This is a genomic window from Pseudomonas sp. PSB18 (genome assembly GCF_014596565.1).
Lineage (GTDB): Bacteria > Pseudomonadota > Gammaproteobacteria > Pseudomonadales > Pseudomonadaceae > Aquipseudomonas.
This window is the reverse complement of sequence record NZ_NOIN01000003.1, coordinates 241,411-266,221: the sequence shown is the minus strand read 5'-3', so window position 1 is coordinate 266,221 and position 24,811 is coordinate 241,411. Positions and strand designations below refer to the sequence as shown.

23 protein-coding genes are annotated in these 24,811 nt (G+C 62.7%); 12 read left to right on the top strand and 11 right to left on the bottom strand.

The window, feature by feature from the left end; genetic code table 11:
- Window positions 1-80 precede the first annotated feature (80 nt).
- The 7 genes from ppc (at window position 81) to CGA22_RS08920 (ending at window position 7,535) form a co-directional block, all read left to right on the top strand.
- A complete protein-coding gene (gene ppc / locus CGA22_RS08950) occupies window positions 81-2,711 on the top strand; it encodes a phosphoenolpyruvate carboxylase (protein ID WP_041024799.1) in 2,631 nt (876 codons plus the stop codon).
- Between the two features lie 291 nt (window positions 2,712-3,002).
- On the top strand, window positions 3,003-3,653 hold the full coding sequence (gene adk / locus CGA22_RS08945; protein WP_041024798.1) for an adenylate kinase: 651 nt from the start codon (window positions 3,003-3,005) through the stop codon (window positions 3,651-3,653).
- Between the two features lie 93 nt (window positions 3,654-3,746).
- Entirely contained in the window at window positions 3,747-4,424 is a 678-nt protein-coding gene (gene tsaB / locus CGA22_RS08940) for a tRNA (adenosine(37)-N6)-threonylcarbamoyltransferase complex dimerization subunit type 1 TsaB (RefSeq protein WP_041024797.1), read from the top strand.
- Window positions 4,425-4,796: 372 nt separating this feature from the next.
- The gene (locus tag CGA22_RS08935; protein ID WP_041024796.1) at window positions 4,797-5,105 is read left to right on the top strand and encodes a hypothetical protein; all 309 of its coding nucleotides are present in this window, start codon (window positions 4,797-4,799) and stop codon (window positions 5,103-5,105) included.
- Window positions 5,105-5,965 carry a DUF72 domain-containing protein gene (locus tag CGA22_RS08930; protein ID WP_041024795.1) on the top strand — a complete coding sequence of 287 codons (861 nt, stop codon included), beginning with the start codon at window positions 5,105-5,107 and terminating at the stop codon, window positions 5,963-5,965. The genes CGA22_RS08935 and CGA22_RS08930 overlap by 1 nt, the downstream gene beginning before the upstream one ends.
- 33 nt (window positions 5,966-5,998) lie before the next feature.
- Window positions 5,999-6,820 (top strand): oxaloacetate decarboxylase, encoded by an 822-nt coding sequence (locus CGA22_RS08925; RefSeq protein WP_041024794.1) that lies wholly within the window; start codon window positions 5,999-6,001, stop codon window positions 6,818-6,820.
- Between the two features lie 16 nt (window positions 6,821-6,836).
- Window positions 6,837-7,535: an extensin family protein gene (locus CGA22_RS08920; protein WP_041024793.1), complete on the top strand. Its 699-nt coding sequence runs from the start codon at window positions 6,837-6,839 to the stop codon at window positions 7,533-7,535.
- Here the strand turns inward: CGA22_RS08920 and CGA22_RS08915 are convergent, their stop codons facing one another.
- Window positions 7,536-8,156 carry a hypothetical protein gene (locus CGA22_RS08915; protein WP_041024792.1) on the bottom strand — a complete coding sequence of 207 codons (621 nt, stop codon included), beginning with the start codon at window positions 8,154-8,156 and terminating at the stop codon, window positions 7,536-7,538. It lies immediately after the preceding gene.
- A gap of 92 nt (window positions 8,157-8,248) precedes the next feature.
- On the opposite strand from CGA22_RS08915, the gene CGA22_RS08910 reads away from it, so the two are divergent.
- The gene (locus CGA22_RS08910) at window positions 8,249-9,031 is read left to right on the top strand and encodes a class I SAM-dependent methyltransferase (RefSeq protein WP_041024791.1); all 783 of its coding nucleotides are present in this window, start codon (window positions 8,249-8,251) and stop codon (window positions 9,029-9,031) included.
- 163 nt (window positions 9,032-9,194) lie between these two features.
- Here CGA22_RS08910 and CGA22_RS08905 read toward each other — a convergent pair whose 3' ends face one another.
- Window positions 9,195-9,830 carry a TetR/AcrR family transcriptional regulator gene (locus CGA22_RS08905; RefSeq protein ID WP_041024790.1) on the bottom strand — a complete coding sequence of 212 codons (636 nt, stop codon included), beginning with the start codon at window positions 9,828-9,830 and terminating at the stop codon, window positions 9,195-9,197.
- Window positions 9,831-9,923: 93 nt separating this feature from the next.
- Between CGA22_RS08905 and CGA22_RS08900 the strand changes: the two genes are divergently transcribed.
- Window positions 9,924-11,024 (top strand): efflux RND transporter periplasmic adaptor subunit, encoded by a 1,101-nt coding sequence (locus tag CGA22_RS08900; RefSeq protein ID WP_041024789.1) that lies wholly within the window; start codon window positions 9,924-9,926, stop codon window positions 11,022-11,024.
- A 6-nt stretch (window positions 11,025-11,030) separates the two neighbouring features.
- Complete coding sequence (locus CGA22_RS08895; protein ID WP_188258546.1) at window positions 11,031-14,096, top strand: efflux RND transporter permease subunit; 3,066 nt, start codon at window positions 11,031-11,033, stop codon at window positions 14,094-14,096.
- A 203-nt stretch (window positions 14,097-14,299) separates the two neighbouring features.
- Here CGA22_RS08895 and CGA22_RS08890 read toward each other — a convergent pair whose 3' ends face one another.
- From CGA22_RS08890 to plsB, 3 genes are read right to left on the bottom strand one after another with little or no spacing between them, the layout of a single operon-like run.
- Window positions 14,300-14,977, bottom strand: a complete 678-nt coding sequence (locus CGA22_RS08890) for a DUF4197 domain-containing protein (RefSeq protein ID WP_041020847.1) — start codon at window positions 14,975-14,977, stop codon at window positions 14,300-14,302.
- 30 nt (window positions 14,978-15,007) lie between these two features.
- Window positions 15,008-15,406 carry a YbaY family lipoprotein gene (locus tag CGA22_RS08885; RefSeq protein WP_041020846.1) on the bottom strand — a complete coding sequence of 133 codons (399 nt, stop codon included), beginning with the start codon at window positions 15,404-15,406 and terminating at the stop codon, window positions 15,008-15,010.
- A 52-nt stretch (window positions 15,407-15,458) separates the two neighbouring features.
- Window positions 15,459-17,960: a glycerol-3-phosphate 1-O-acyltransferase PlsB gene (plsB, locus tag CGA22_RS08880; protein ID WP_041020845.1), complete on the bottom strand. Its 2,502-nt coding sequence runs from the start codon at window positions 17,958-17,960 to the stop codon at window positions 15,459-15,461.
- A 225-nt stretch (window positions 17,961-18,185) separates the two neighbouring features.
- On the opposite strand from plsB, the gene CGA22_RS08875 reads away from it, so the two are divergent.
- Window positions 18,186-18,395: a cold-shock protein gene (locus CGA22_RS08875; protein WP_003184959.1), complete on the top strand. Its 210-nt coding sequence runs from the start codon at window positions 18,186-18,188 to the stop codon at window positions 18,393-18,395.
- Between the two features lie 148 nt (window positions 18,396-18,543).
- Here CGA22_RS08875 and CGA22_RS08870 read toward each other — a convergent pair whose 3' ends face one another.
- The 3 genes from CGA22_RS08870 to dapE form a co-directional block, all read right to left on the bottom strand.
- Window positions 18,544-18,921, bottom strand: coding sequence for a hypothetical protein (locus tag CGA22_RS08870; protein ID WP_041020844.1), 378 nt, complete (start codon window positions 18,919-18,921; stop codon window positions 18,544-18,546).
- A gap of 83 nt (window positions 18,922-19,004) precedes the next feature.
- Window positions 19,005-19,814: a putative RNA methyltransferase gene (locus CGA22_RS08865; protein WP_041020843.1), complete on the bottom strand. Its 810-nt coding sequence runs from the start codon at window positions 19,812-19,814 to the stop codon at window positions 19,005-19,007.
- Entirely contained in the window at window positions 19,814-20,965 is a 1,152-nt protein-coding gene (dapE, locus tag CGA22_RS08860) for a succinyl-diaminopimelate desuccinylase (protein ID WP_041020842.1), read from the bottom strand. Before dapE ends, CGA22_RS08865 begins: the two co-directional genes overlap by 1 nt.
- A gap of 271 nt (window positions 20,966-21,236) precedes the next feature.
- Between dapE and tcdA the strand changes: the two genes are divergently transcribed.
- Window positions 21,237-22,037 (top strand): tRNA cyclic N6-threonylcarbamoyladenosine(37) synthase TcdA, encoded by an 801-nt coding sequence (gene tcdA / locus CGA22_RS08855; protein WP_370444483.1) that lies wholly within the window; start codon window positions 21,237-21,239, stop codon window positions 22,035-22,037.
- A gap of 55 nt (window positions 22,038-22,092) precedes the next feature.
- Here the strand turns inward: tcdA and CGA22_RS08850 are convergent, their stop codons facing one another.
- From CGA22_RS08850 to dapD, 3 genes are all read right to left on the bottom strand, one after another.
- Complete coding sequence (locus tag CGA22_RS08850) at window positions 22,093-22,494, bottom strand: SufE family protein (RefSeq protein WP_041020840.1); 402 nt, start codon at window positions 22,492-22,494, stop codon at window positions 22,093-22,095.
- A complete protein-coding gene (locus CGA22_RS08845) occupies window positions 22,491-23,696 on the bottom strand; it encodes a cysteine desulfurase (protein WP_041020839.1) in 1,206 nt (401 codons plus the stop codon). The genes CGA22_RS08850 and CGA22_RS08845 overlap by 4 nt, the downstream gene beginning before the upstream one ends.
- Window positions 23,697-23,770: 74 nt before the next feature.
- A complete protein-coding gene (gene dapD, locus CGA22_RS08840; RefSeq protein WP_041020848.1) occupies window positions 23,771-24,805 on the bottom strand; it encodes a 2,3,4,5-tetrahydropyridine-2,6-dicarboxylate N-succinyltransferase in 1,035 nt (344 codons plus the stop codon).
- Window positions 24,806-24,811: the final 6 nt, after the last annotated feature.

The window sequence follows — 24,811 nt, the reverse complement described above, 5'->3', positions numbered from 1 at the left end:
TCATACGTGGCTGGCATCGGCACTCTCTTGTGAACGTCTCACCCAAGAGCTGTCCGGACCTTTTTGCTGGAGAACTGCTGATGACCGATATCGATGCCCGCTTGCGCGAGGATGTCCACCTGCTCGGCGAGCTGCTGGGCAATACCATCCGCGAACAGTACGGGGACAGGTTTCTCGACAAGATCGAGCAGATCCGCAAGGGCGCCAAGGCCGATCGACGGGGCTCCGTGGATGCCGAACTCAGTGCCAGTCTCAACCAATTGAGCGAAGACGAACTGTTGCCGGTGGCGCGGGCGTTCAACCAGTTCCTCAACCTGGCGAACATTGCCGAGCAGTACCAGCTGATCCACCGCCGCGAAGAGTCGCAGCCAGCGCCGTTCGAGGCGCGGGTACTGCCTGAGTTGCTCGCCCGGTTGCGCGCCGAAGGCCATGCCGCCGAGTCCCTGGCGCGGCAACTGGCGCGCCTGGAGATCGAGCTGGTGCTCACGGCCCACCCCACCGAAGTCGCCCGTCGCACCCTTATCCAGAAATACGATGCCATCGCCGCGCAGCTGGCGGCCCAGGATCACCGCGACCTGACCAGTGCCGAACGTGCGCAGATCCATGAGCGCCTGCAACGGCTGATCGCCGAAGCCTGGCACACCGAGGAAATCCGTCGCACCCGGCCGACCCCCGTGGACGAAGCCAAGTGGGGCTTCGCGGTGATCGAGCATTCGCTGTGGCAGGCCATCCCCAACTACCTGCGCAAAGCCGACCAGGCCCTGCATGCCGCCACCGGGCTGCGCCTGCCGCTGGAGGCGGCGCCGGTACGCTTTGCTTCGTGGATGGGCGGTGACCGCGACGGCAACCCGAATGTCACCGCCGCGGTGACCCGTGAAGTGCTGTTGCTGGCGCGGTGGATGGCGGCGGACTTGTATTTGCGTGACGTCGATCAACTGGCCGCGGACCTGTCCATGCAGAAGGCCAGCGAGGCCTTGCGTGCCCAGGCCGGCGACAGCGCCGAACCCTACCGTGCCGTGCTCAAGCAACTGCGCGAACGCCTGCGCGCCACGCGCAACTGGGCCCAGGCGTCCCTGAAAGCGACCACGCCGGCCGGCGCTGACGTCTTGCAGAACAACCGCGAACTGCTGGATCCCCTGGAGTTGTGCTACCAGTCGCTGCACGACTGCGGCATGGGCGTGATCGCCGACGGTCCGCTGCTCGATTGCCTGCGCCGGGCGGTGACCTTCGGGTTATTCCTGGTGCGGCTCGATGTGCGCCAGGATTCGACCCGTCACACGGCGGCCATGACGGAAATCACCGACTACCTGGGCCTGGGGCGTTATGAGGAATGGAGCGAGGAGCAGCGTATCGGCTTCTTGCTGGACGAACTGAATAATCGCCGACCGTTGCTGCCGACCAATTTCAAGCCGTCGGCCGATACGGCGGAAGTCCTGGCCACATGTCGGGAGGTCGCGGCGGCGCCGGCGGCGTCCCTGGGTTCCTATGTGATTTCCATGGCCGGTGCGGCTTCCGACGTGCTGGCGGTACAACTGCTGCTGAAAGAGGCCGGGGTGTTGCGGCCGATGCGGGTGGTGCCCCTGTTCGAAACCCTGGCGGACCTGGACAACGCCGGGCCGGTGATCGAGCGGCTGTTGCTGTTGCCGGGCTATCGCGCGCGTCTTCATGGGCCCCAGGAAGTGATGATCGGCTATTCCGATTCGGCCAAGGACGCGGGGACCACCGCGGCGGCCTGGGCGCAGTATCGGGCCCAGGAACGGCTGGTGGAGATCTGTCGCGAGCAGCAGGTCGAATTGCTGCTGTTTCACGGTCGTGGCGGCACGGTCGGCCGTGGCGGCGGTCCGGCCCACGCGGCGATCCTGTCCCAGCCCCCGGGATCGGTGGCGGGACGTTTCCGCACCACCGAGCAGGGCGAAATGATTCGTTTCAAATTCGGCCTGCCGGACATCGCCGAACAGAACCTCAACCTGTACCTCGCGGCCGTGCTGGAAGCGACCCTGCTTCCGCCGCCGCCGCCCACGCCCGAATGGCGACACCTGATGGACGAACTGGCGGCCGACGGCGTCAATGCCTACCGCGCCGTGGTGCGGGAAAATCCCCAGTTCGTCGAGTACTTCCGGCAGTCCACCCCGGAGCAGGAATTGGGGCGCCTGCCCTTGGGCAGCCGGCCGGCCAAGCGCCGCGCCGGTGGCATCGAAAGCCTGCGGGCGATTCCGTGGATTTTCGGCTGGACCCAGACCCGCTTGATGCTCCCGGCCTGGCTCGGCTGGGAAACCGCCCTGGGCAAGGCCCTGGAGCGGGGCGAGGGCGAGTTGCTGGGGCAGATGCGCGAGCAGTGGCCGTTCTTCCGGACCCGCATCGACATGCTGGAAATGGTGCTGGCCAAGGCCGATGCCGATATTGCGCGTTCCTACGACGAGCGTCTGGTGGAGCCGGCACTGCGACCTTTGGGTGCGCATTTACGCGACCTATTGTCGCAGGCCTGTTCCGTGGTGCTGGGGTTGACCGGTCAGTCGCAACTACTGGCACATAGCCCAGAGACGCTCGAATTCATTCGCCTGCGCAACACTTACCTCGATCCCTTGCACTTGTTGCAGGCCGAACTGCTGGCCCGCTCGCGGCAACAGGACGTCGCCCAGGGCAGCCCCGTGGAGCAAGCATTGCTGGTGTCTGTGGCGGGTATCGCCGCCGGATTGCGCAACACCGGCTAAGCTCAAGCGGCGCTTCGAAACGGCTCGCCCGGTGTCGCCGGGCGTTGCCTTTCAGGAATGGCGACAGGTCGGCCAGGCGATAGTTTGTTGCCCGGTTGCGACACTCGCCACCCCCTCCAAAGGTCGCGTCGGGCGCCGGTTCCTCCGACTTTCGGCGGCTTGTGTGGGTCGGGCCCGCTGTGTATCTTGATCAGCCTTTGGCCGTTTGGGCGGTCACGATTCCAGTTTTCCGAGATTGGCCCGACGAGGCGAATCCGAGCGTTTTACATAAAAAAATTGAGGAGCACATCGATGCGCGTCATTCTGCTGGGAGCTCCCGGGGCCGGTAAAGGTACTCAGGCAAAGTTCATCACCGAAAAATTCGGTATCCCGCAAATCTCCACCGGCGACATGTTGCGTGCAGCGGTCAAGGCTGGCACCGAGCTGGGCATCAAGGCCAAGAGCATCATGGATGCCGGCGGCCTGGTGTCGGATGACCTGATCATTGCCCTGGTCAAGGATCGCATCGCTCAATCCGACTGCGCCAAGGGCTTCCTCTTCGACGGTTTCCCACGCACCATTCCACAGGCCGAAGCCCTGGTGGAAGCCGGTGTGGAACTGGATCACGTCGTCGAAATCGCCGTCGACGACGAAGAGATCGTCCAGCGTATCGCCGGGCGTCGTGTCCACGAGCCGTCCGGCCGCGTCTACCACACCGTCTACAACCCGCCGAAAGTGGCTGGCAAGGACGACCTCACCGGTGAAGAACTGGTGCAGCGCAAGGACGACACTGAAGAAACCGTGCGTCATCGCCTGTCGGTCTACCACTCCCAGACCAAGCCGCTGGTGGACTTCTACCAGAAGCTGTCCGCCAAGACTGGTGGCAAGCCCAAGTACAGCCACATCCCGGGCGTCGGCACGGTCGATGCGATCACCGGCAAGGTGCTTGAAGCGCTGAGCTGAAAAGTCTGCTCGGTTGCACCAACTACGGCCCGCTTGCGGGCCGTAGTTGTTTATACTGGCGCCCCTTTTTTCCCCTGATTGACGGACACATCGATGAGCACCTTGCTGGCCCTGGACACCGCGACTGAAGCTTGCTCCGTTGCCCTGCTGCACGACGGCAAGGTCACGAGCCATTACGAGGTGATTCCACGCCTGCACGCCCAGAAACTGTTGCCAATGATCCAGCAATTGCTCAGCGATGCCGGCACCACCTTGCAGGCTGTGGATGCGATTGCCTTTGGTCGTGGCCCGGGGGCCTTCACCGGTGTGCGCATCGCTATCGGTGTCGTGCAGGGGCTGGCGTTCGCACTGGAGCGCCCGGTGTTGCCGGTGTCAAACCTGGCCGTGTTGGCCCAGCGTGCCTTGCGTGAACACGGCGCCCATCAGGTGGCCGCGGCCATCGATGCCCGCATGGACGAGGTGTATTGGGGCTGCTACCGCGAAATCGCTGGCGAGATGCGTCTGGTGGGAGCCGAAGCGGTGCTGCCGCCCGAGGTTGCGGCGTTGCCGGCCGATGCGCAGGGTGAGTGGTTTGGCGCCGGCACCGGTTGGGGTTATGGCGAGCGTATTGCTGTCAACCTCTGCGGCCAGGACGCCAGCCTGCTACCCCACGCCGAAGACCTGTTGGCCCTGGCCCGCTTCGCCTGGGAACGCGGCGAAGCCATCCCCGCCGACGATGCCCAGCCGGTGTATCTGCGGGACAAGGTCGCCACGCCGAAGTCGGAACGATAATCCTGCCTCGAAATTCCAAAGCGGGCAGCGTTGTAGCGAGGGGATTTATCTGTGGCGAGGGGATTTATCCCCGCTGGGCGCGAAGCGCCCCCGCCATTATCGTATCGGTCAATTATCCAGCGAGCGCTACGCACTTGAGCGGGGATAAATCCCCTCGCCACAAAGTCACCAGCTACAAGACCCATAGCAACATGTAGTCCCCTCGCCACAAGTCATTCCGAAGCCCGGAAGTCACATCCAATATTGCCAGTCGTCACTTTTTCGGCCGGTTTTTAAACCTTTTCGGCTTTATGTGTTCTAGTTATCACTTGCGCATTTGCGCGGCTGGGAAAGTGCCGCTAAATTGCCATCATTGATACTGAGCATTCTGTTATGCGTATAGACGGATATTCACCGCAGTCTTACCCCATCAAGCGCCGGCCCAGGACAGGCAAGGTTGCTGATCAGGAATCCTTCGATGACGTCGATGGCGAATTGGAGTTTCCGTCTGAACAGCAACTGGCCGCCCGCGCCGCCAAAGCGTCCGCGCAGCGCCTGAGCAATCTTCCCGCCCGCCAGCAAGACATGCTTTATCACCGTTCCATGAGCCGCAGTGTCGCCACGGCCCTGGCCAGCTACCTGAGCACCGCCGGTTTCGTCGACTGGGATATGGAAGTGCTGGGGCTCGACCTGTACATCTGATGGCGTTGCCTTACTACCTCGGCTGCCCCTCCTGGAGCGAAAACGCCTGGCGCGATTATCTCTATCCCCAGGACGCCAGAAGCGCCGAATTCCTGAGTCTCTATTCCCAAGTATTCAACGCCGTGGAAGGCAATACGACTTTCTACGCGAGCCCGTCCGCGGCCATCGTGCAGCGCTGGGCCGAGACCATGCCCGGGCACTTTCGCTTCACCGCCAAATTCCCCGGCGACATTAGCCACAACGGCGATCTGCGCGAACACCAGACGGCTGTCGACACCTTCGTGCAACTGCTCAGCCCTTTGGGCGAACGGGTTTCGCCGTTCTGGCTGCAATTGTCCAAGGCGTTTACGCCGAATCGGTTGCCGGAACTGGCGGGCTTCATCGACGCCCTGCAGCGCCCATTGGCAGTGGAGGTTCGTCACGATGAGTTCTTCGCCAAGGGGGACGCCGAGCGGCGGCTCAATCGCCTGCTGCTAGATCGTGGCGTCGAGCGCATCTGCCTCGATCCCCGGGCCCTGTTCAGTTGCACCTCCACCGATCCCGCCGTGCTCCATGCACAATCGAAAAAGCCGCGCGTACCCCCCCGGCCGGCGGCCTTCACCCAATGCCCGCAAGTACGCTTCATCGGTCATCCGGTGCTGGAAGCCAACGAGCCGTTCCTGACGCCCTGGGTGGAGAAGATCGCCGGTTGGATCGAAGAAGGGCGCACGCCCTATATCTTCCTGCACACCGCCGACAACCTGCTGGCGGCGAAGCTGGCGCTGCGTTTTCATGATCGGTTGATGCAGCGACTGCCTGGATTGCCGGCCTTGCCTGAGTTATACAGAGAGCCCGCCGCCGAGCAACTGGGTTTGCTCTGAGGCTGAATCCCTCTCTGCTCAGGAGTGACCTACATGGATGCGCAAACCCGTCGGGCCCAGGCGTTCAAAGCCTTGCACGAACGCCAAGGGGCTTTTGTCATTCCCAACCCGTGGGACGCCGGTTCCGCGAAGATGTTGGCAAGCCTGGGGTTCGAGGCGTTGGCCACCACCAGCGCCGGCCACGCTTTTTCCCTGGGGCGCCCGGATGGCGCACTGGGGCTGGAAGACACCCTGGCCAATGTGCGGGCGATCGTGGCCGCCACTGACCTGCCGGTGGCGGTCGATTTCGAAAATGGTTTCGCCGACGCGCCCGAAGATTGCGCCCGCAACTTGCTGCGCGCGGCAGAAGCCGGCGCGGTCGGCGGGTCCATCGAAGATGCCACGGGGCGCGAAGACAGCCCGATCTATTGCTTCGAACATGCCGTGGCACGGGTCAAGGCCGCGGCCGAAGCGGTACACCGCTTGCCTTACCCCTTCCTGTTGACCGCTCGGGCGGAGAACTTCCTGCACGGCAATCCCGACCTGGATGACACGATCCGTCGCCTGCAAGCGTTCGCCGACGCCGGTGCGGATGTGCTCTATGCTCCTGGGTTGAGTACCGCCGAGCAAGTGCTCGCAGTGGTACGGGCCGTGGCGCCGAAACCGGTGAACGTGCTGATGTCCGGAGCACTGGACCTGACACTTGCGCAGTTGAGCGAGCTGGGTGCCAAGCGCATCAGCGTCGGTTCGGCCCTGGCTCTGGCGGCGTACGGCGAGTTCATGCGCGCCGCTGGGGAAATCCGTGAGCAGGGCACGTTCACCTTTACCCGTCGCTCGATGACGTTCAAGCAGGCCAACCAGCTGTTCAAGGGTTGATGCTCGAGGCGTTGTCGTGAGGATTGCGAAAGGCTTGACGTTGTTGGCGGTGCTCGTGGGCGTCGCGGGGCTGGGGGTGTGGCGGGGCTGGTTGCCGGTGCCGCCGGAATGGAACCCCTGGGCGCCCCTGGACGTCCGTGTGCCACCGAACCTGTTGACCCGCTATAAACTCATGGCCCTGCGCAATGATCCGCAATTGTGTGAGCAGGCCCTGGCCACCTCAGGGCTGCGGGTCGCCCACCAGGCCGACAGCAATCCCGCCGCCAGTTGCCCGTTGACCGATGTGCTACGGGTGCAGGGCGGCGAGGTGGCGTTGAGCAGCAGTTTCCTCGCCAGTTGCTCCCTGGCTGTGGCATTCGCCCTGTTCGAGCGTCATGCGCTGCAACCGGCTGCACAAGCGGCCTATGGGCAGAAGGTGTCCCGGGTCGATCACCTCGGCAGCTTCGCCTGTCGCAACATGTACGGTCGTGAAAACGGGGCGCGCAGCCAGCATGCGACGGCCAGCGCGTTGGACATCGCCGGGTTTCGCCTGGCCGATGGCCGCACGGTCAGCGTCCTCCGGGACTGGCCGAAGGACAGCGCCGACGCGCGTTTCCTGCGGCAGGTGCGCGACGGTGCCTGTGACATGTTCAGTGTGGTCTTGAGTCCGGACTACAACGCAGCCCACCGAAACCATTTCCACCTGGATGTGGGGCCTTGGTGGATCTGTAGGTGATCAGGCGGCGATACGCAGGTTCTGCAATACGATCGGGCGTGCCCAGCGGGTGTCGAAGTCCAGGGCTTTCTGCTGAGCGACGATTTCTTCTTCCGGGAACGGCGGGAAGGGCTTGTCCAACAGGTCGAGTTCGAGCTCGGCAATCGGCAGGTGCAACGGGCGTGGCTGCGGCGCCGGGCCGGGTTCCGGCAATGGTTGGCCAGCAGCCAGGACAATGGGGCGAACCCAGTTGCTCTCGAAGTTCTGCTGTTTTTGCTGGGCGCTGATTTCTTCTGGCGGGAAGGGAGGGAACGGCTTGTCCAGCAGGTCCAGTTCGAATTCGGCGATAGGCAGGAACAGCGGTTCAGGCGGTTTGACCTGGGTTTCTTTCACATCGCAGGTGCGCTGGCTGACGATGTGGTCCAGCAGTTCGGCGCCGAGGGTCGGTTCAACGGCCTCATCGAGGGCGACTGGCTGGTAGCTGCCAGGCGCTGGCGCGTTTTCACCCAACTGATCGGCCAGGGCCCGGGCAAAAAAATCTTGCCACAGGTGACTGACGCCGCTCAGGGCCTGGGTGTTGCGCAGGCTGTAATCACCGTAACGGGAGATAACGCCTATCGATGTGGAATGAATGTCTGACATTTTTCTCGGTCGACGCTCAGCTCTGGCAAAATGCCGTTCACCGTTGTTATCGGCCGTTTTTGCCGATCCTTAATTTTTTGAGCGTGTTTTCCATGAGTGAGCAACCCGCGGCCTGCCGCATCCACGTCGAGGCCCTGGCCCCGGCCTTCCAGCCTCAGGCCGAGCACTGGGCCCAGCGCCTTGGCCTGCCCTTGCAGGTGGACGATGGCGAGTTTGCCCTGCAGGTCGGCGAACACGGGCTGCAACTGCAACAACTGGGGCCGGACGCGCCGGGGCCGGTGCGGGTGGATTTTGTCGAGGGCGGCGCGGCCCATCGCCGGTTATACGGCGGCGGCAGCGGCCAGATGATCGCCAAGGCGGTGGGGATCGCCCAAGGCGTGCGTCCCCGTGTGCTGGATGCCACGGCCGGGTTGGGCAAGGACGCCTTCGTGCTGGCCAGCCTGGGCTGCGAGATGAGTCTGATCGAGCGCCAGCCGCTGATCGGCGCATTACTGGAGGATGGCCTGGCCCGTGGCGCGGAGGATTTCGATGTGGCGCCCATCGTGGCCCGCATGCGCTTGCTCAAGGGCAATTCCATCGAGGTGATGCAAAACTGGGAAGGCGAGCCGCCCCAGGTGATCTACCTGGACCCGATGTTTCCACACCGTGAGAAAACCGCCCTGGTGAAGAAGGAAATGCGCCTGTTCCGGCCCTTGGTCGGCGACGACCCCGACGCCCCGGCGCTGCTGGCCGCAGCCCTGGCCCTGGCGACGCACCGGGTGGTGGTCAAGCGCCCGCGCAAGGCACCGTGCATCGAAGGGCCGAAGCCGAGCCACGGGCTCGATGGCAAATCCAGTCGGTACGACATCTATCCCAAGAAGGCGCTCAAGGCTTGAGCTGTAGGAGCAAAGCTTGCTCGCGATGAGGGCGCCTCGGTTCCAGGACAAAATGCAGAAACTTCATCGCGGGCAAGCCTTGCTCCCACAGGTTTTGTGAACGACACAAATCCTTTGTGGGAGCGAGCCTGCTCGCGATGGGGCCAGCCCAGGCACCGAAAATCTAAGGCCGATAAGCCCGCATGAACAACCCCACCACCTCCTGCACATGCTCCTCGGCCGCGTCAGCCTCCAACGGTGCGCCGCAGCCATACAGCAAGCGGAAATTCGCCGCACCCTTGATCAGGCAGAAGAAGTGCTCCGCCGCATGACGGGGGGTGTCGATGCACAGGGCGCCGCTCTGGTTGACCTTGGCCAGCAACCGTTCCATGCCTGAGAGCATCCGTTCGGGGCCGGCCTGGTAGAAAATCGCCGAAAGCTTGGGGTCCTGGCTGCCCAGCGCCATGATCAACCGATGCAGGTTCACCGACTCTTCGCTGCTGACCAACTGGTGAAAACCGCGGGCGATGTTCAATAGTACGTGTTCGATCGGTACGCCCTCGGGCCACTCGAAGAAAAGCGGTGGCACTTGCTCTTCGCACTTGGCAATCACGGCCGCGGAGAACAGCGTTTCCTTGTCGTTGAAGTGGCTGTAGACCGTCAGCTTCGAAACGCCCGCCTCGGTGGCGACGGTGTCCATGCTGGTATTGGCGTAACCCAATTCTATGAACAGCCGTTTTGCGGCGTCGAGAATGGCCTGGCGCTTGGCCAGATCCTTCGGACGGCCAGGGCCGCTGGAGGGTAAAAGATTGTTCGACATTCTTCGCTTTAATACTGGACTGGTGAGTTTGCTATTAATACCATACCCGTCAGTATAATTATTCCAAGCACCATTAGCGAAAGGTCTGCCGCCATGTTCCGCTATGCATTGCCCCTCGCCCTGCCAGTCAGCCTGGCTTTTTTATTGTCTGCGTGTGGTCATGACGAACCGGTACCGGTCGCCGTGCGCCCCGCCATGGTCGTGAAGCCAGAGCCTTCGGCCCAGGCGACCGACAGTTACCCTGGAGAAGTGCGGGCCCGTTTCGAGCCGGACCTGGCTTTTCGCATTGGCGGTAAAGTGAGCCGACGACTGGTCGAAGAGGGGCAGCGGGTCAAGGCGAACCAACCTCTGGCCGAACTCGATCCCCAGGATGTGCGCCTGCAACTGGAAGCGACCCGGGCCCAGGTGGCCGCGGCCGAGGCCAACCTGAATCTGGTGCGAGCCGAGCGTGATCGCTACAAGACCTTGCTGGACCGGCAGATGGTCAGCCGTTCCCAGTACGACAATGCCGAGAATCTCTACCGTTCTGGCGCCGCGCGTCTCAAGCAGATCCAGGCGGAGTTCGACGTCTCCAGCAATCAGGCCAGCTATTCGATACTGCGGGCGCCCCAGGATGGCGTGGTCGCCCGGCGTTCGGTGGAAGTCGGGCAGGTGGTGCAGGCCGGGCAAACCGTCTTTACCCTCGCCACCGATGGCGAGCGTGAAGTGTTGATCAGCCTGCCGGAACAGAGTTTTGGTCGATTCAAGATCGGCCAACCGGTCTCGGTGGAACTGTGGAGCCAGCCGGGTCAGCGTTTCAGTGGGCATATTCGCGAACTCTCGCCGGCCGCCGATCCCAAGTCTCGAACCTTCGCCGCCCGCGTCGCATTCACCGGGGGCAGCGTTCCGGCCGAATTGGGCCAGAGCGCCCGGGTCTTTATCCAGGCCGTCGACAAGGTGCCGTTGTCGGTACCGCTGTCGGCCCTGACGGCTGAAAACGGCGCGACCTATGTCTGGGTGGTCAACGCCAACAACACCTTGAAGAAAGTCCCGGTACGGGTCGGCGCCTTCGGTGAGAAGAGCGTTCCGGTGCTTGAGGGCCTCAGTGCCAACGACTGGGTGGTGGCGGCCGGCGTGCATGTGCTCCTCGAAGGCCAGCAGGTGCGGCCGGTGGATCGCTCCAACCGCGTGGTCAACCTGGCGGCCAAGGAGTAATCCCCGATGGGCTTCAATCTTTCCGAATGGGCGTTGCGTAACCGCCAGATCGTACTGTTCCTGATGCTGTTGCTGGCCATCGTCGGCGCACTTTCCTACACCAAGTTGGGTCAGAGCGAAGACCCGCCGTTCACCTTCAAAGCCATGGTCATCAGTACCAACTGGCCGGGGGCCACGGCCGAAGAAGTGTCGCGCCAGGTCACCGAACGCATCGAAAAGAAACTGATGGAGACCGGCGATTACGAGAAAATCGTCTCGTTTTCCCGTCCGGGCGAGTCCCAGGTGACCTTCGCGGCCCGGGACTCCATGCATTCGGCGCAGATCCCCGAGCTGTGGTACCAGATCCGCAAGAAGATCAATGACATCCGCCACACCTTGCCACAGGGTGTCCAGGGGCCGTTCTTCAACGATGAGTTCGGCACCACCTTCGGCAACATCTACGCCCTGACCGGCGACGGTTTCGACTACGGAGTGCTCAAGGACTACGCCGACCGTGTGCAGATCCAGCTGCAACGGGTCAAGGATGTGGGCAAGGTCGAATTGCTCGGTCTGCAGGACGAGAAAATCTGGATCGAGCTGTCGAACGTCAAGCTGGCGACTCTCGGCCTGCCTTTGTCGGCGGTTCAGCAGGCCCTGGAAAAGCAGAACGCCGTTTCGACTGCGGGCTTCTTCGAAACCGGTAGCGAGCGTTTGCAGCTACGGGTGTCGGGGAATTTCCAGACGGTGGAAGAGATCCGCAATTTCCCGATCCGGGTCGCCGATCGCACATTCCGTATCGACGATGTGGCGGACGTGCGTCGCGGTTTCAACGAACCGCCGGCGCCACGCATGCGTTTCATGGGCGAAGATGCCATTGGCCTGGCCGTGGCGATGAAGGAGGGGGGCGACATCCTGATCCTGGGCAAGGCGCTGGAAACCGAGTTTGCCCGGATCCAGAACAACCTGCCGGCCGGCATGCAGTTGCGCAAGGTGTCGGACCAGCCGGCGGCGGTGAAGACTGGCGTTGGTGAGTTCGTCCAGGTGTTGGTGGAAGCGCTGACGATCGTCTTGCTGGTGAGCTTCTTTTCCCTGGGGCTGCGTACCGGGATGGTGGTCGCCCTGGCGATTCCACTGGTGCTGGCAATGACCTTCGCGGCGATGTATTACCTGGGAATCGGCCTGCACAAGATTTCCCTGGGCGCGCTGGTGCTGGCGCTCGGGTTGCTGGTGGATGACGCGATCATTGCGGTGGAGATGATGGCAATCAAGATGGAGCAGGGCTTCGACCGGATCAAGGCGGCCAGCTACGCCTGGACGAGCACGGCGTTCCCGATGCTCACCGGTACGCTGATCACGGCGGCGGGATTCCTGCCCATCGCCACGGCGCAATCGGGCACCGGCGAATACACCCGCTCGATTTTCCAGGTGGTGACCCTCGCATTGCTGGCCTCCTGGGTGGCTGCCGTGGTGTTCGTGCCCTACCTGGGAGAGAAGCTCCTGCCGGACCTGGCGAAAATCCATGCAGCCAAGCACGGGATCGGTAACGGCCAGCCCGACCCTTACGGGACACCGTTCTACCAGCGGGTCCGGCGGTTGGTGGAGTGGTGCGTGCGTCGGCGCAAAACCGTCATCGCCTTGACCGTGCTGTTGTTTATCGGCTCGGTGATGCTGTTTCGCTTTGTCCCGCAGCAGTTCTTCCCGGCATCGGGGCGGCTGGAGCTGATGGTCGATCTGAAGCTGGAAGAAGGCGCCTCCCTGAGCAACACCGCCGAACAGGTCAAGCGCTTGGAGGCGTTGCTCAAGGATCATCCGGGTATCGACAATTATGTGGCTTATGTCGGCACCGGTTCACCGCGTTTCTACCTGCCGCTGGATCAACAACTGCCGGCGCCGAGCTTTGCCCAGTTCGTGGTGCTGGCCAAGACCATCGAAGAACGCGAGCCCCTGCGCAGTTGGCTGATCAGTACCCTGAACGAACAATTCCCGACTATGCGCTCGCGGGTCACACGTCTGGAAAACGGCCCACCCGTGGGTTACCCGGTACAGTTCCGGGTGACCGGCGAGCATATTGAAAAGGTTCGAGCCCTGGCGCGGAAAGTGGCCACGAAGGTTCGCGAAAACCCCTACGTGACGAACGTGCACCTGGATTGGGAAGAGCCGAGCAAAGTCGTGTACCTGAACGTTGACCAGGAGCGCGCCCGGGCCCTGGGCGTGAGCACCGCCGACCTGTCGAAGTTCCTGCAGAGCTCCCTGATCGGTTCCAGTGTCAGCCAATACCGGGAGGACAACGAACTGATCGAGATCCTGTTGCGTGGCACGGTGCACGAACGCACCGAACTGACGCTGCTGCCGAGCCTGGCGGTGCCTACCGAGAATGGCCAGAGTGTGGCCTTGTCGCAGATCGCGACGCTGGAGTACGGCTTCGAAGAGGGCGTGATCTGGCATCGCAATCGGCTGCCCAGCGTGACCGTGCGGGCCGATATCTATGGCAAGGAACAGCCGGCGTCCCTGGTGCAGCAGATCTTCCCGACCCTGGACCCGATTCGCGCAGAGTTGCCGGATGGTTATCTGTTGGAGGTCGGCGGCACGGTCGAGGATTCGACCCGAGGGCAGAAGTCGGTGAATGCCGGGGTACCATTATTCATCGTGGTGGTGCTGACCTTGCTGATGTTGCAACTGCGCAGCTTCTCACGCACCGCCATGGTGTTTTTGACGGCGCCCCTGGGGCTGATCGGTGTCACGCTGTTCCTGCTGGTGTTTCGCCAACCCTTCGGTTTCGTCGCCATGCTGGGCACCATCGCCCTCTCGGGGATGATCATGCGCAACTCGGTGATCCTGGTGGATCAGATCGAACAGGACATCGAGGCAGGGCTGACGCCGTGGCAGGCGATCATCGAAGCCACGGTACGACGCTTCCGTCCGATCGTGCTCACTGCCCTGGCGGCGGTGCTGGCCATGATTCCACTGTCGCGCAGCCTGTTCTTCGGGCCGATGGCGGTGGCGATCATGGGCGGGCTGATCGTGGCGACGGCGTTGACGCTGCTGTTCCTGCCAGCGTTGTACGCGGCCTGGTTCAGGGTCAAGAAAACCTGACTGAGAGGCTGTGAACAGCAAATCTTTTTGTGGGAGCGGGCAAGCCCTGCTCCCACAGGGTCCGAGGTGATCGCAGATTTGCCGTCCACCGCAAAGCAATGTGGGAGCGAGCCTGCTCGCGATAGCGGTGTAACAGCCATCAAAGGTCTGAAGGCTGACATCCCCATCGCGAGCAGGCTCGCTCCCACAGTTGCTTAGCGCATTCAGAGGCTGCCAAACACCTTCTTCGCCAGGCTGGTGGCTGCGGCTGCCGGGTTCTGGCGAATCGCGGCTTCCTGTTTGCCGATCATTTCGAACAAGCCGTCCAGTGCCTGCTCGGTCACGTAGTTTTCGACGTTGGCGCTTTTGGCATCCAAGACGCCGAACGTCGCGGCCTGGCCGGCAAAGGCATTGTATTTCTGGGCCAGGCCGACCTTGTCGGTGGCTTGCTTGACGATGGGTAGGAACTTGGCGCGAATCTGCTCGCGGCTGCTCTTGTTCAGATACTGCGTCGCCGAGTCGTTGCCACCGCTCAAGATGCCCTTGGCGTCGTCCACGCTCATGTTCTTCACGGCGTTGACCAGAATCGGTTGGGCCTGGACCACGGCCGTCTCGGCAGCCTGGTTCATGCTGGCTTCCAGTTGATCCACCTGATCGCCCATGCCGAAGGCTTTCATCTTGCTGGCGACTTTGCCGAGCTTGCCCGGCAGTTCGATTTTCACTTCCGGGTTATTGCTGAACCCCCCAGGCGTGCCCAGTTGCTTGACCGCCACTTGAGCACCCTGGGTCAAGGCATCCTTGAGGCCTCCCGTGGCGTCTTTTTGCGACAGGTCACCCAGGGACAGCGCCATGGCATTGGCACAGGCCAGAAGACCGGCGAACAGTAGAGTAGAGCGGAGCATGACAGCGTCCTTGAAATGAATGGAAAGGGATCAACGTGCAGGGTTGACGCGGATCTTCAACGGCTGCGGATCGTTGCCATCGAGTTGCACGGTGTGTTGTTCGGTGCTGATGAACATCAACTGGCCGTCTGCGTCGATGCGGGCACTCACGGCGTAGCGATGGCCGGGCTTGACCTGGGACGGATCATAACTGAGGCGGAATGGCAGCGGGACCTGTCCTTTGATCGGACCGCTCTGTTGATCGAGCACCACCGCCGGAGCATCGGCCAGGGAGATATCTTGCAGGCTCACGCTCAGGGTTGCGGTGGGTGGCAGGGCGATGCGTTGCAGGTAGAACACTTCGCCTTCGAGGTGATGCTTGCTCGCCAGCGGCGCGCTGGAACAGGCACCGAGCAGTGCGGCAATGGCCAGGAGGGTCATTTTTTTCATGGCGCAATTCCTTGTTCGAGGGCGCCAGGAAACAGCCCGGCGCCGGTGGGAATCAATCCTGGGTCACCGGAGCAACCTGATCCGCCGCATCTTCACTGCGATGCAACGCCACTTGGCGGATCGACAAACGAATCTCCGCCGGCAGCACCCGTTTGGCGGCGCCTTCGGCCAGTTCGCCCAGCAGTTCGTGATAGCTTAGCTTGCCGGCTTCGTCTCTGCGCAGAACGTCAAGGTCGAGCATCGTCTGAATGAAATGGCGGAACAGGGTCTTGTCGAAGAATTCCGGCGCGTTCAGGCCGTGCAGGATCGACAGGCGCTGGGCCATGACGGTGCAGAGGTCTTCCAGCTCTTCGGCGCTGATGCTGTTCTGGCCGCTGTTGAGCAGCAGCGAGACGGTCATGTAGAAGCGTTGCAGGGCTTGGGCGATGCTTTTGGACAGCAGGGTCAGCAGCACGAAGTGCCGCGAACTCGGCACCGGACGCAGGTACAGGTCATTTTCGAAACGCAGCAGGCCCTGTTCGACGAACGCTTCGAGCCACTGGTCGATCACGTCGTCCAGTTGTTCCAGCGACCAGCGAATGAACAATTCCGATTGCAGGTATGGGTACAAGGCGCGGGTGTAGCGCAGGATCTGCTCGCGGCTCATACGTGAGGAACTCTGGAAAAAACTCGCCAGCAACGCCGGCAGGGCAAAGATGTGCAGTACGTTGTTGCGGTAGTAGGTCATCAGCACCGCATTCTGCTCATCCAGGTACAGGATCTTGCCCAGGGCATCGTTCTGTTCCGACAGCAGGTCCATGCCTTTTACATGTTCGATCAATGCCCGGCCATCCCCCTCCGGCAATGTGGTGTGGGGCGAATACGGTACTTTGCGCAGCAACGCCAGGTACAGGTCCAGCACCCGGGCCATGGCCTGATCGTCGAGGGCCAGGCGGCTGGTGGACAGCAGCGCCAGGGCCACGAGATTGACCGGGTTGATGGCGGCGGCTTCGTTCAGGTGCCGGGCCACGCGCTCACCCAGGCGATGGGTGGTCGCGTTGAGCCAGGCCGGCTTGAACTGCGGCCCCAGCTCCTGCTGGCGCCAATCCGGCTGTTCGCCATCAAGGAACTCGGCCAGTTTGATCGGCTCGCCGAAGTTCACCGCCACCTGGCCGAAGCGCTGCTTGAGGGCACCAATGACCTTGAAGATGTCGAAGATCGATTCCTTTTTCTTGCTGGCCCCGCGCAATTCACCCAGGTAGGTACGGCCTTCCAGCACCCGCTCATAACCGATGTAGACGGGGACGAACACGATGGGCGTGCGCGATGAACGCAGGAAGCTGCGCAGGGTGATGGCAAGCATGCCGGTCTTGGGTTGCAGCATGCGCCCGGTGCGCGAACGACCACCCTCGACGAAGTACTCCACTGGAAAACCCTTGGTGAACAACGTGTGCAGGTACTCGTTGAACACGGCGGTGTAGAGCGGGTTGCCCTTGAAGGTACGGCGCATGAAGAACGCCCCGCCACGGCGCAGCAGGCTGCCGATCACCGGCATGTTGAGGTTGATGCCGGCGGCGATGTGCGGTGGGGTCAGGCCATTGCGGAACAGTAGGTACGACAGCAACAGGTAGTCGATATGGCTGCGGTGGCACGGTACATAAATGACTTCGTGGCCTGGGGCGATGTCTTGCACGCCTTCGATATTATTGACCTTGATGCCATCGTAGATCTTGTTCCAGAACCAGCTCAGTACCACTTCCAGGAAACGAATGGCAGTGTAGGTGTAGTCCGAGGCGATTTCGTTGCCGTAGCGCAAGGCCAGGGCCTTGGCTTTTTCCGCAGAGATTTTTTCCCGCTCGGCCTCGTCGGCAATCGCTTGCTTGACCAATGGCTGGTTCACCAGGCCCTTGACGAGATTGCGTCGGTGGGAAATGTCGGGACCGATGACCGCCGCTTTCAGGTTGCGGAAGTGCACCCGCAGGATCCGCTGGGCCATGCGCACGGTGCGTTCGTGGCCTTTGTCGTGCTCGATCAATTCCTGCAGGTGGATGGGCGCGGAGAATTGCACGCGGGTCTTGCGTCCCAGGATCATGATGCTGAGCAGGCGACGCAGGCGTCCGGTGACGGCCCAGCTGTCGGCGAATAGCAGTTTCCACGGGCTGGATTCGCTGTCGGGCGACTGTCCCCAGAACACGCTGACCGGAATGATCTGAGCGTCTTCGGCAGCATTGTGGGCCAGCACGTTGACCAGGCGCGTCAGGGTCGGTGGCGCGCCGCGTTTGTCCTGGCGTCCCAGCCAATCCGGCGCTGGCGTCAGGTAGAAGAATGCCGCCGGTTCCAGCAGGTTGCCCACCGACACCGGCAACACCGGGCGGGGCAGGCCGGCCTTGGTGCACTCGGTGTCGAGTACCGCCAGGTCGGTGAGCGAAGGGTCTTGCAGGACGTAGAACACCGGACGGCTGCGGTCGAGGTTGAGGGTAAAGGACGACTGGTTGATCGTCTCTGAGCGAACCCAGAGGTACAACAGCCGGCGCAGGGTGCCAAACACAAGACGACGGAACGGGGAGCGGGTCATACGGCTTCTGCGTGAGTGGATAGGATAAACGGTCGCTAGTGTGCCGGATTCGTCGAAAATCGGCAAAAAAGCACCGAAGTAAAGTCAGTTGAGAGTTTTTCCGGGTGTCATATACTCGACGGGTTACTGCCCCGGCCTCCCCTTGGACGGCCAGACGGTGGCGAAGGTTCGTACGGCTTTGGCAGATAGAAGCCGACTTAACAATAAGAAATGGGAGTGAGCATCATGGCTGCACGCGAGACCGGCAATGTGAAGTGGTTCAATGACGCCAAGGGATACGGCTTCATCCAGCGCGAAGGCGGGGCGGATGTATTCGTGCATTACCGCGCGATCCGCGGCGAAGGCCACCGTTCGTTGACCGAAGGCCAGCAGGTCGAATATGCGGTGGTGGAAGGGCAGAAGGGCTTGCAGGCTGAGGATGTGGTAGGGCTGTAACCCACTCTTCCAAAAAACACTGCAAACCCCTTGTGGGAGCGAGCCTGCTCGCGATAGCGGTATATCAGGCAATACATAATCGACTGACATACCGCTATCGCGAGCAGGCTCGCTCCCACATTCGGATCTGTTGAGGCCTGAACTCGAATCAGGCCGTCTTCCAGGTAATCTCTTCTTCCCCATCGGCACTGATGCGAATCCAGCGGTCGGCCGATTCCTCTCCTTCCTCTTCCACCCACGAGCCGGGCGCGCAGCGTACTTCGACATTCAGTGCGGCGAACGCGGCGCGGGCACAGGCGATGTCGTCATCCCATGGGGTCCGGTCGCTTTCCAGGTACAGGCTGTTCCATTTACCCACGGCCTTGGGCAGCCAGGTCACCGGGATGTCGCCGGCCTTGCACTTGTAGGTCTGGCCTTTCTGGGTCCATTCGCTGCACGGGCCCAGCGCCTGGGTCAGCCAGGCGGCGATGGCCTTGTGGTCGACGTCAGCGTCTTTGAGGTAGATCTCGATATCGGGTTGGCGCATGGATGTCCTCATTGCGGTCTCGAAAAATCCATTCGCGGATTTAACTGGTCCCGAGCGACGGCCCGGGACCCGGAATCAAAAGGTTATTGAAGAACGAAATAATCGTAGCGCATCGACACCGTGACTTCGAACGGCTCGGCCTGCTCGATCACGCTGGCGCGGCGCTCGGCACTGGCGCGCCAGCCGTGGGGCGTCATCGCCAGCAGGTTGGCGCGGTCCTGGCCGTTCTCGAGTATCAGCTTGAATGCCAGGGTTTCGCTGTGCTCCAGCGCCATGCCTGAAGGCACCAGCGCCAGGTGCTTGTCATCGGTGTACTCGCGCACTTCGTCGTACAGGCGTTCGCGCAATTCCATCAGGTGGCCGCGGGTGGGGCCGACTTTCATCAGGCCACCACCGGGGCTCAGCAGGCGCTTGGCCTCCTGCCAGTCCAGTGGGCTGAACACGCTCGCCAGGAATTGGCAGCAGCCGTCGGCCAGCGGCACCCGCGCCATGCTGGCGATCAACCAGGTCAGCTGTGGATTGCGTTTGCAGGCGCGCTTGACCGCCTCGCGAGAGATATCCAGGGCATAGCCATCGGCATCGGGCAGCGCGTCGGCGATCTGCGCGGTGTAGTAGCCCTCGCCACAGCCGATGTCCAGCCAGCGGCCGGGGCTGCGTTCTGCCGCCAACTCGGCCAGGCGGCGGGCGACGGGGGCGTAGTGCCCGGCGTTGAGGAAGTCGCGACGGGCTTCGACCATGGCCTGGTTGTCACCGGGGTCGCGGCTGTTCTTGTGCTGCACCGGCAACAGGTTCAGGTAGCCCTGGCGTGCGCGGTCGAACCGATGCCCGGCCGAGCAGGCCACGCCGTTGTCCACCGCGTTCAGCGGCTCACTGCAGATCGGGCAGGCCAGCATCAGGCGAGCAACTTGATCAGCGTCTTGTAGTAGATCTCGGTGAGTACATCGAGATCGGCCGCCAGCACGCGTTCGTTGACCTGGTGGATGGTCGCGTTGACCGGGCCCAGTTCCACCACTTGGGTGCCCATGGTGGCGATGAAACGACCGTCGGACGTGCCACCGCTGGTGGAGGCCTGAGTCTCGCGACCGGTCACGTCCTTGATGCTCGACGACACGGCGTCCAGTAGTGCGCCGGGCTCGGTGAGGAACGGCAGGCCGGACAGGGCCCAGTCGATGTGCCAGTCCAGTTGATGCTTGTCGAGAATATCGGCGACGCGCTGCTGCAGGCCTTCGACGGTGGACTCGGTGGAGAAGCGGAAGTTGAACACCGCCACCAGGTCACCCGGGATCACGTTGGTCGCGCCGGTGCCGGAGTTGAGGTTGGAGATCTGGAAACTGGTGGGCGGGAAGAAATCGTTGCCATGGTCCCAATGCTCGGCGGCCAGTTCCGCCAGCGCCGGAGCCGCCAGGTGGATCGGGTTCTTCGCCAGGTGCGGGTAGGCCACGTGGCCTTGTTTGCCGCGCACGGTCAGCTTCGCGCCGAGGGAGCCGCGACGGCCGTTCTTGACCACGTCGCCCACCAGGGTGGTGCTCGACGGCTCGCCGACGATGCACCAGTCCAGGCGCTCCTGACGGGCCTTGAGGCGCTCCACCACGGCCTTGGTGCCGTGGTGGGCCGGGCCTTCTTCATCACTGGTGATCAGGAAGGTGATCGAGCCCTTGTGGTCCGGGTAGTCGGTGACGAACCGCTCGGCCGCCACCACCATCGCCGCGAGGCTGCCCTTCATGTCAGCCGCGCCACGGCCACAGAGCATGCCCTGGTCGTCGATGACCGCATCGAACGGATCGAGTTGCCAGGCCTGCACCGGACCGGTCGGCACCACGTCGGTGTGCCCGGCGAAGCACAGCACCGGACCTTCGTGCTTGCCATGGCTGGCCCAGAAGTTATCCACATCCTCGATGCGCATCGGCTCGAGCTTGAAACCCGCATCGCCCAAGCGCTGCATCATCAGTTTCTGGCAATCGGCATCCACCGGCGTCACGGACGGACGGCGGATCAGGTCGCAGGCGAGTTGCAGGGTCGGCGAGAGGTCGGCGTGGGCCGTCATGGAAAACTCCGGGAATATTGTGTAAACGCAAGGCGAGTGCTGAAGCGGGCAGGCTCCCCGCAAAATGGCGGTTATCTTATAGCAAAACGGCAATCGTTGGCCCCCGGTGTCTGTCGGTTGGAGCACAAAACCCTGTGGGAGCGAGCCTGCTCGCGATGGCGGAGGATCAGTGGCGGTGATATTGACTGAAGCACCGCCATCGCGAGCAGGCTCGCTCCCACAATGGTTTTCCCGTGCCCTATAATGCGCGCCGGTTTTTGGGGTAATGGTCATGAGTACAGAAGATCCACGGTTTGCCGGCATCGCCCGTTTGTATGGCCTCGAAGGCCTGGAGCGGCTGCGGGCGGCCCATGTGGCGATTGTCGGGGTGGGCGGGGTCGGTTCCTGGGCGGCGGAAGCCATTGCCCGGTGTGGCGTGGGCGAGATTTCGCTGTTCGACCTGGACGACGTCTGCGTCAGCAATGCCAACCGTCAGTTGCATGCCCTGGACAGCACCGTCGGCAAACCCAAGGTCGAGGTGATGGCCGAGCGCCTGCGCGGGATCAATCCCGATTGCACGGTGCACGCCGTGGCGGATTTCGTCACCCGCGACACCATGGCCGAATACATCACGCCGAACATCGACTGTGTGATCGACTGCATTGACAGTGTCAACGCCAAGGCTGCGCTGATCGCCTGGTGCAAGCGTCGCAAGATCCAGATCATCACCACCGGCGGCGCGGGCGGGCAGATCGACCCGACGCTGATCCAGGTCTGCGACCTGAACCGCACCTTCAACGATCCGCTGGCTTCGAAAGTACGTTCTACTTTGCGCCGCGACTACGGTTTTTCCCGCACCGTGACCCGTCACTACAGCGTGCCCTGCGTGTTTTCCACCGAGCAACTGCGCTACCCCAAACCCGATGGCAGCATCTGCTTGCAGAAGAGTTTTGTCGGCGATGGCGTGAAGCTCGACTGCGCTGGCGGGTTTGGCGCGGTGATGATGGTGACGGCGACGTTCGGCATGGTCGCGGCGACCAAGGCTGTGGATAAGATTGTCGCGGGTGTGCGACGGCCGGCTGATAGGACGTGAGATCGTTCCCACGCTCTGCGTGGGAATGCCTCTACGGACGCTCCGCGTTCGGCCGCTAAGTCAGTTCACGCATCCGCTGCAACACCGCATTCAACCCATTGCTGCGCGACGGCGACAGCTGTCGCGACAACCCCAACTGATTGAACCAGTCCGACAAATCCACCTGCTGCAACGCTTCGGCCGACAAGCCATTGACCCGCGCCAGCAACAGCGCCACCAACCCGCGAATCAACCGCGCATCGCTGCTGGCAGCAAACTGCCAGTGTCCGTCCTGCAACCGTCCCACCAGCCATACCTGGCTTTCGCAGCCATTGACGAGGTTGGTGTCGCACTTGTCCGCCTCCTTCAGCGGCGGCAGCCGTTCGCCCCATTGCATCAGCAACCGGGCGCGTTGTTCCCAGCCTGAGGCATCCTGGAAGATCTGCAGCGCTGTGGCGGCATCGGTAGGCAGGTTCATCGCAGCATCTCCAGGGCCTGGTCGAGGGCTTCGAAGAAACGCTCGATATCGGCGGAGTCGTTGTACAGCGCCAGAGACACCCGGATCGCCCCCGACAACTGCAAATGCTTGAACAGCGGCATGGCACAGTGATGCCCGGCGCGCACGGCAATGCCTTGTTCGGTCAGCAGATGGGCCAGGTCGGCATTGTGTACGCCGTCCACCACGAAACTGACCAGCGCCAGCCGTGGATTGCCCACCAGGCGCACACCGTTGCGCGCCAGCAGGCCGTGGAGCAGGTAGTCGTGTAGCGCTGCCTCATGGTCAATGACATCTTGTGCGTCGAGCGCGGACAGGTAATCCAGGGTTGCTCCCAGGCCGATCACACTGGCGATGGGGGGTGTGCCGGCTTCGAAGCCCAGTGGCGCAGGGCGGAACGAGGCGCGGTGGTAGTCAGCCTGCTGCACCATTTCGCCACCGAATTGCCAATGACGCAGGTTATGGAGCGCTTCGTTGCGGCCAAACAGCACACCCAGCCCTTCGGGGCCGTAGAGCTTGTGGCTGGAAAATACATAGAAATCGCATCCCAGGGCCTGCACATCGTGACGGCCGTGGACCACACCCTGGGCGCCGTCGATGACCGTCAAGGCGTCCTGGGCCTTGGCCAGTGCCAAGAGCGCCGGTAAGGGTTGCCAGGTGCCAAGCACGTTGGACAGTTGGCTCACCGCCAGCAAGCGCGTGCGCGGGCCAATCAGGTCGGCGGCGGCATCCAGGTCGATGACCCCATGGGTGTCGAGCGGCAACACCACCAGCGTCAACGAACGGCGTTCGGCCAGTTGCTGCCAGGGCAGCAGGTTGGCGTGGTGCTCCAGGGCGCTGATGACGATTTCATCGCCCGGATTGAACAGATGTTCCAGCCCGTAGGCCAGGAGGTTCAGCGCCGACGTGGCGCCGTGGGTAAACACGATCTGCCCGCATTCCCCCGCATTGAGCCATTGCGACACCTTGAGGCGACTGTCTTCGAACGCCTGGGTGGCATGAGCGCCCGGCAGGTGTTGCGCCCGGTGCACGTTAGCCGCGCCATTGGCGTAGTAATGCGCCAGGGCATCCAGCAGGGCTTGGGGTTTTTGCGTGGTGGCGGCATTGTCCAGGTAGGTCTGGCCTTGCCGTTGCAGGGCGGCGATGGCCGGGAAATCGGCACGCCAGGGGGATGGAATCAACATGCTTTCGGGCCCTGCCGGGTTACGCCATCACCTGTGGGCAGCGGACTTGCTCCCACAGGTGACGGTGAAGCGGCTTAGTTATGCGCGTGCAGTGCTTCGTTCAGCTCGATGGCCGACTTGTGGGTCTTGCATTCCACCGCGCCGGTTTCGGAGTTGCGACGGAACAGCAGGTCAGGCTGGCCGGCCAGGTCGCGGGCCTTGACCACTTTGACCAACTGGTTGTTCTCGTCCAGCAGCGCCACCTTGGTGCCGGCGGTCACGTACAGTCCCGATTCCACGGTGTTGCGGTCGCCCAACGGAATACCGATACCGGCGTTGGCGCCGATCAGGCAGCCTTCGCCGACCTTGATCACGATGTTGCCGCCACCCGACAGGGTGCCCATGGTGGAGCAACCGCCACCCAGGTCCGAGCCCTTGCCGACGAACACGCCAGCCGACACACGGCCTTCGATCATGCCCGGGCCTTCGGTGCCGGCGTTGAAGTTGACGAAACCTTCGTGCATCACGGTGGTGCCTTCGCCCACGTAGGCGCCCAGGCGGATCCGTGCGGCATCGGCGATACGCACGCCGGCCGGAACCACGTAGTCAGTCATTTTCGGGAACTTGTCCACCGAGAACACTTCCAGCAGCTCGCCACGCAGACGAGCTTCGAGCTGATGCTCGGCCAGTTCGCTGAGGTCGATCGCACCCTGGCTGGTCCAGGCCACGTTCGGCAGCAGCGGGAAAATGCCGGCCAGGTTCAGGCCATGGGGCTTGACCAGGCGATGGGACAGCAAATGCAGCTTGAGGTAGGCCTCGGGGGTGGAGCTCAGTTGCGCATCTTCAGCCAGCAGGGTGGCGACCAGCGGCTTGTGGCTTTCGGCCAGGCGGGTCAGCAACGCGGCTTGTGCGGCATCGACACCCTTGAGGGCTTCAGCCAGTTGCGAGGCCTGGGCGGTGGTGAAGGTGATGGCCTGGTTGCCTTCGCTGTAGCCCAGGATCGGCGCGATGGCCTTGATGATGTCGGCCGACGGGTTGAGCAGTGGCTGTGCGTAGAACACTTCCAGCCAGGCGCCTTGACGGTTTTGGGTGCCGACGCCGAAGGCCAGGCTGAACAGGGTAGTGGACATGAACAT

Excerpts from the sequence above, each read along its gene's own strand:
- ppc (WP_041024799.1), top strand. The coding sequence starts at position 81 with ATGACCGATATCGATGCCCGCTTGCGCGAGGATGTCCACCTGCTCGGC.
- adk (WP_041024798.1), top strand. The coding sequence starts at position 3,003 with ATGCGCGTCATTCTGCTGGGAGCTCCCGGGGCCGGTAAAGGTACTCAG.
- tsaB (WP_041024797.1), top strand. The coding sequence starts at position 3,747 with ATGAGCACCTTGCTGGCCCTGGACACCGCGACTGAAGCTTGCTCCGTT.
- CGA22_RS08935 (WP_041024796.1), top strand. The coding sequence starts at position 4,797 with ATGCGTATAGACGGATATTCACCGCAGTCTTACCCCATCAAGCGCCGG.
- CGA22_RS08930 (WP_041024795.1), top strand. The coding sequence starts at position 5,105 with ATGGCGTTGCCTTACTACCTCGGCTGCCCCTCCTGGAGCGAAAACGCC.
- CGA22_RS08925 (WP_041024794.1), top strand. The coding sequence starts at position 5,999 with ATGGATGCGCAAACCCGTCGGGCCCAGGCGTTCAAAGCCTTGCACGAA.
- CGA22_RS08915 (WP_041024792.1), bottom strand. The coding sequence starts at position 8,156 with ATGTCAGACATTCATTCCACATCGATAGGCGTTATCTCCCGTTACGGT.
- CGA22_RS08910 (WP_041024791.1), top strand. The coding sequence starts at position 8,249 with ATGAGTGAGCAACCCGCGGCCTGCCGCATCCACGTCGAGGCCCTGGCC.
- CGA22_RS08905 (WP_041024790.1), bottom strand. The coding sequence starts at position 9,830 with ATGTCGAACAATCTTTTACCCTCCAGCGGCCCTGGCCGTCCGAAGGAT.
- CGA22_RS08900 (WP_041024789.1), top strand. The coding sequence starts at position 9,924 with ATGTTCCGCTATGCATTGCCCCTCGCCCTGCCAGTCAGCCTGGCTTTT.
- CGA22_RS08895 (WP_188258546.1), top strand. The coding sequence starts at position 11,031 with ATGGGCTTCAATCTTTCCGAATGGGCGTTGCGTAACCGCCAGATCGTA.
- CGA22_RS08890 (WP_041020847.1), bottom strand. The coding sequence starts at position 14,977 with ATGCTCCGCTCTACTCTACTGTTCGCCGGTCTTCTGGCCTGTGCCAAT.
- CGA22_RS08885 (WP_041020846.1), bottom strand. The coding sequence starts at position 15,406 with ATGAAAAAAATGACCCTCCTGGCCATTGCCGCACTGCTCGGTGCCTGT.
- plsB (WP_041020845.1), bottom strand. The coding sequence starts at position 17,960 with ATGACCCGCTCCCCGTTCCGTCGTCTTGTGTTTGGCACCCTGCGCCGG.
- CGA22_RS08875 (WP_003184959.1), top strand. The coding sequence starts at position 18,186 with ATGGCTGCACGCGAGACCGGCAATGTGAAGTGGTTCAATGACGCCAAG.
- CGA22_RS08870 (WP_041020844.1), bottom strand. The coding sequence starts at position 18,921 with ATGCGCCAACCCGATATCGAGATCTACCTCAAAGACGCTGACGTCGAC.
- CGA22_RS08865 (WP_041020843.1), bottom strand. The coding sequence starts at position 19,814 with ATGCTGGCCTGCCCGATCTGCAGTGAGCCGCTGAACGCGGTGGACAAC.
- dapE (WP_041020842.1), bottom strand. The coding sequence starts at position 20,965 with ATGACGGCCCACGCCGACCTCTCGCCGACCCTGCAACTCGCCTGCGAC.
- tcdA (WP_370444483.1), top strand. The coding sequence starts at position 21,237 with ATGAGTACAGAAGATCCACGGTTTGCCGGCATCGCCCGTTTGTATGGC.
- CGA22_RS08850 (WP_041020840.1), bottom strand. The coding sequence starts at position 22,494 with ATGAACCTGCCTACCGATGCCGCCACAGCGCTGCAGATCTTCCAGGAT.
- CGA22_RS08845 (WP_041020839.1), bottom strand. The coding sequence starts at position 23,696 with ATGTTGATTCCATCCCCCTGGCGTGCCGATTTCCCGGCCATCGCCGCC.
- dapD (WP_041020848.1), bottom strand. The coding sequence starts at position 24,805 with ATGTCCACTACCCTGTTCAGCCTGGCCTTCGGCGTCGGCACCCAAAAC.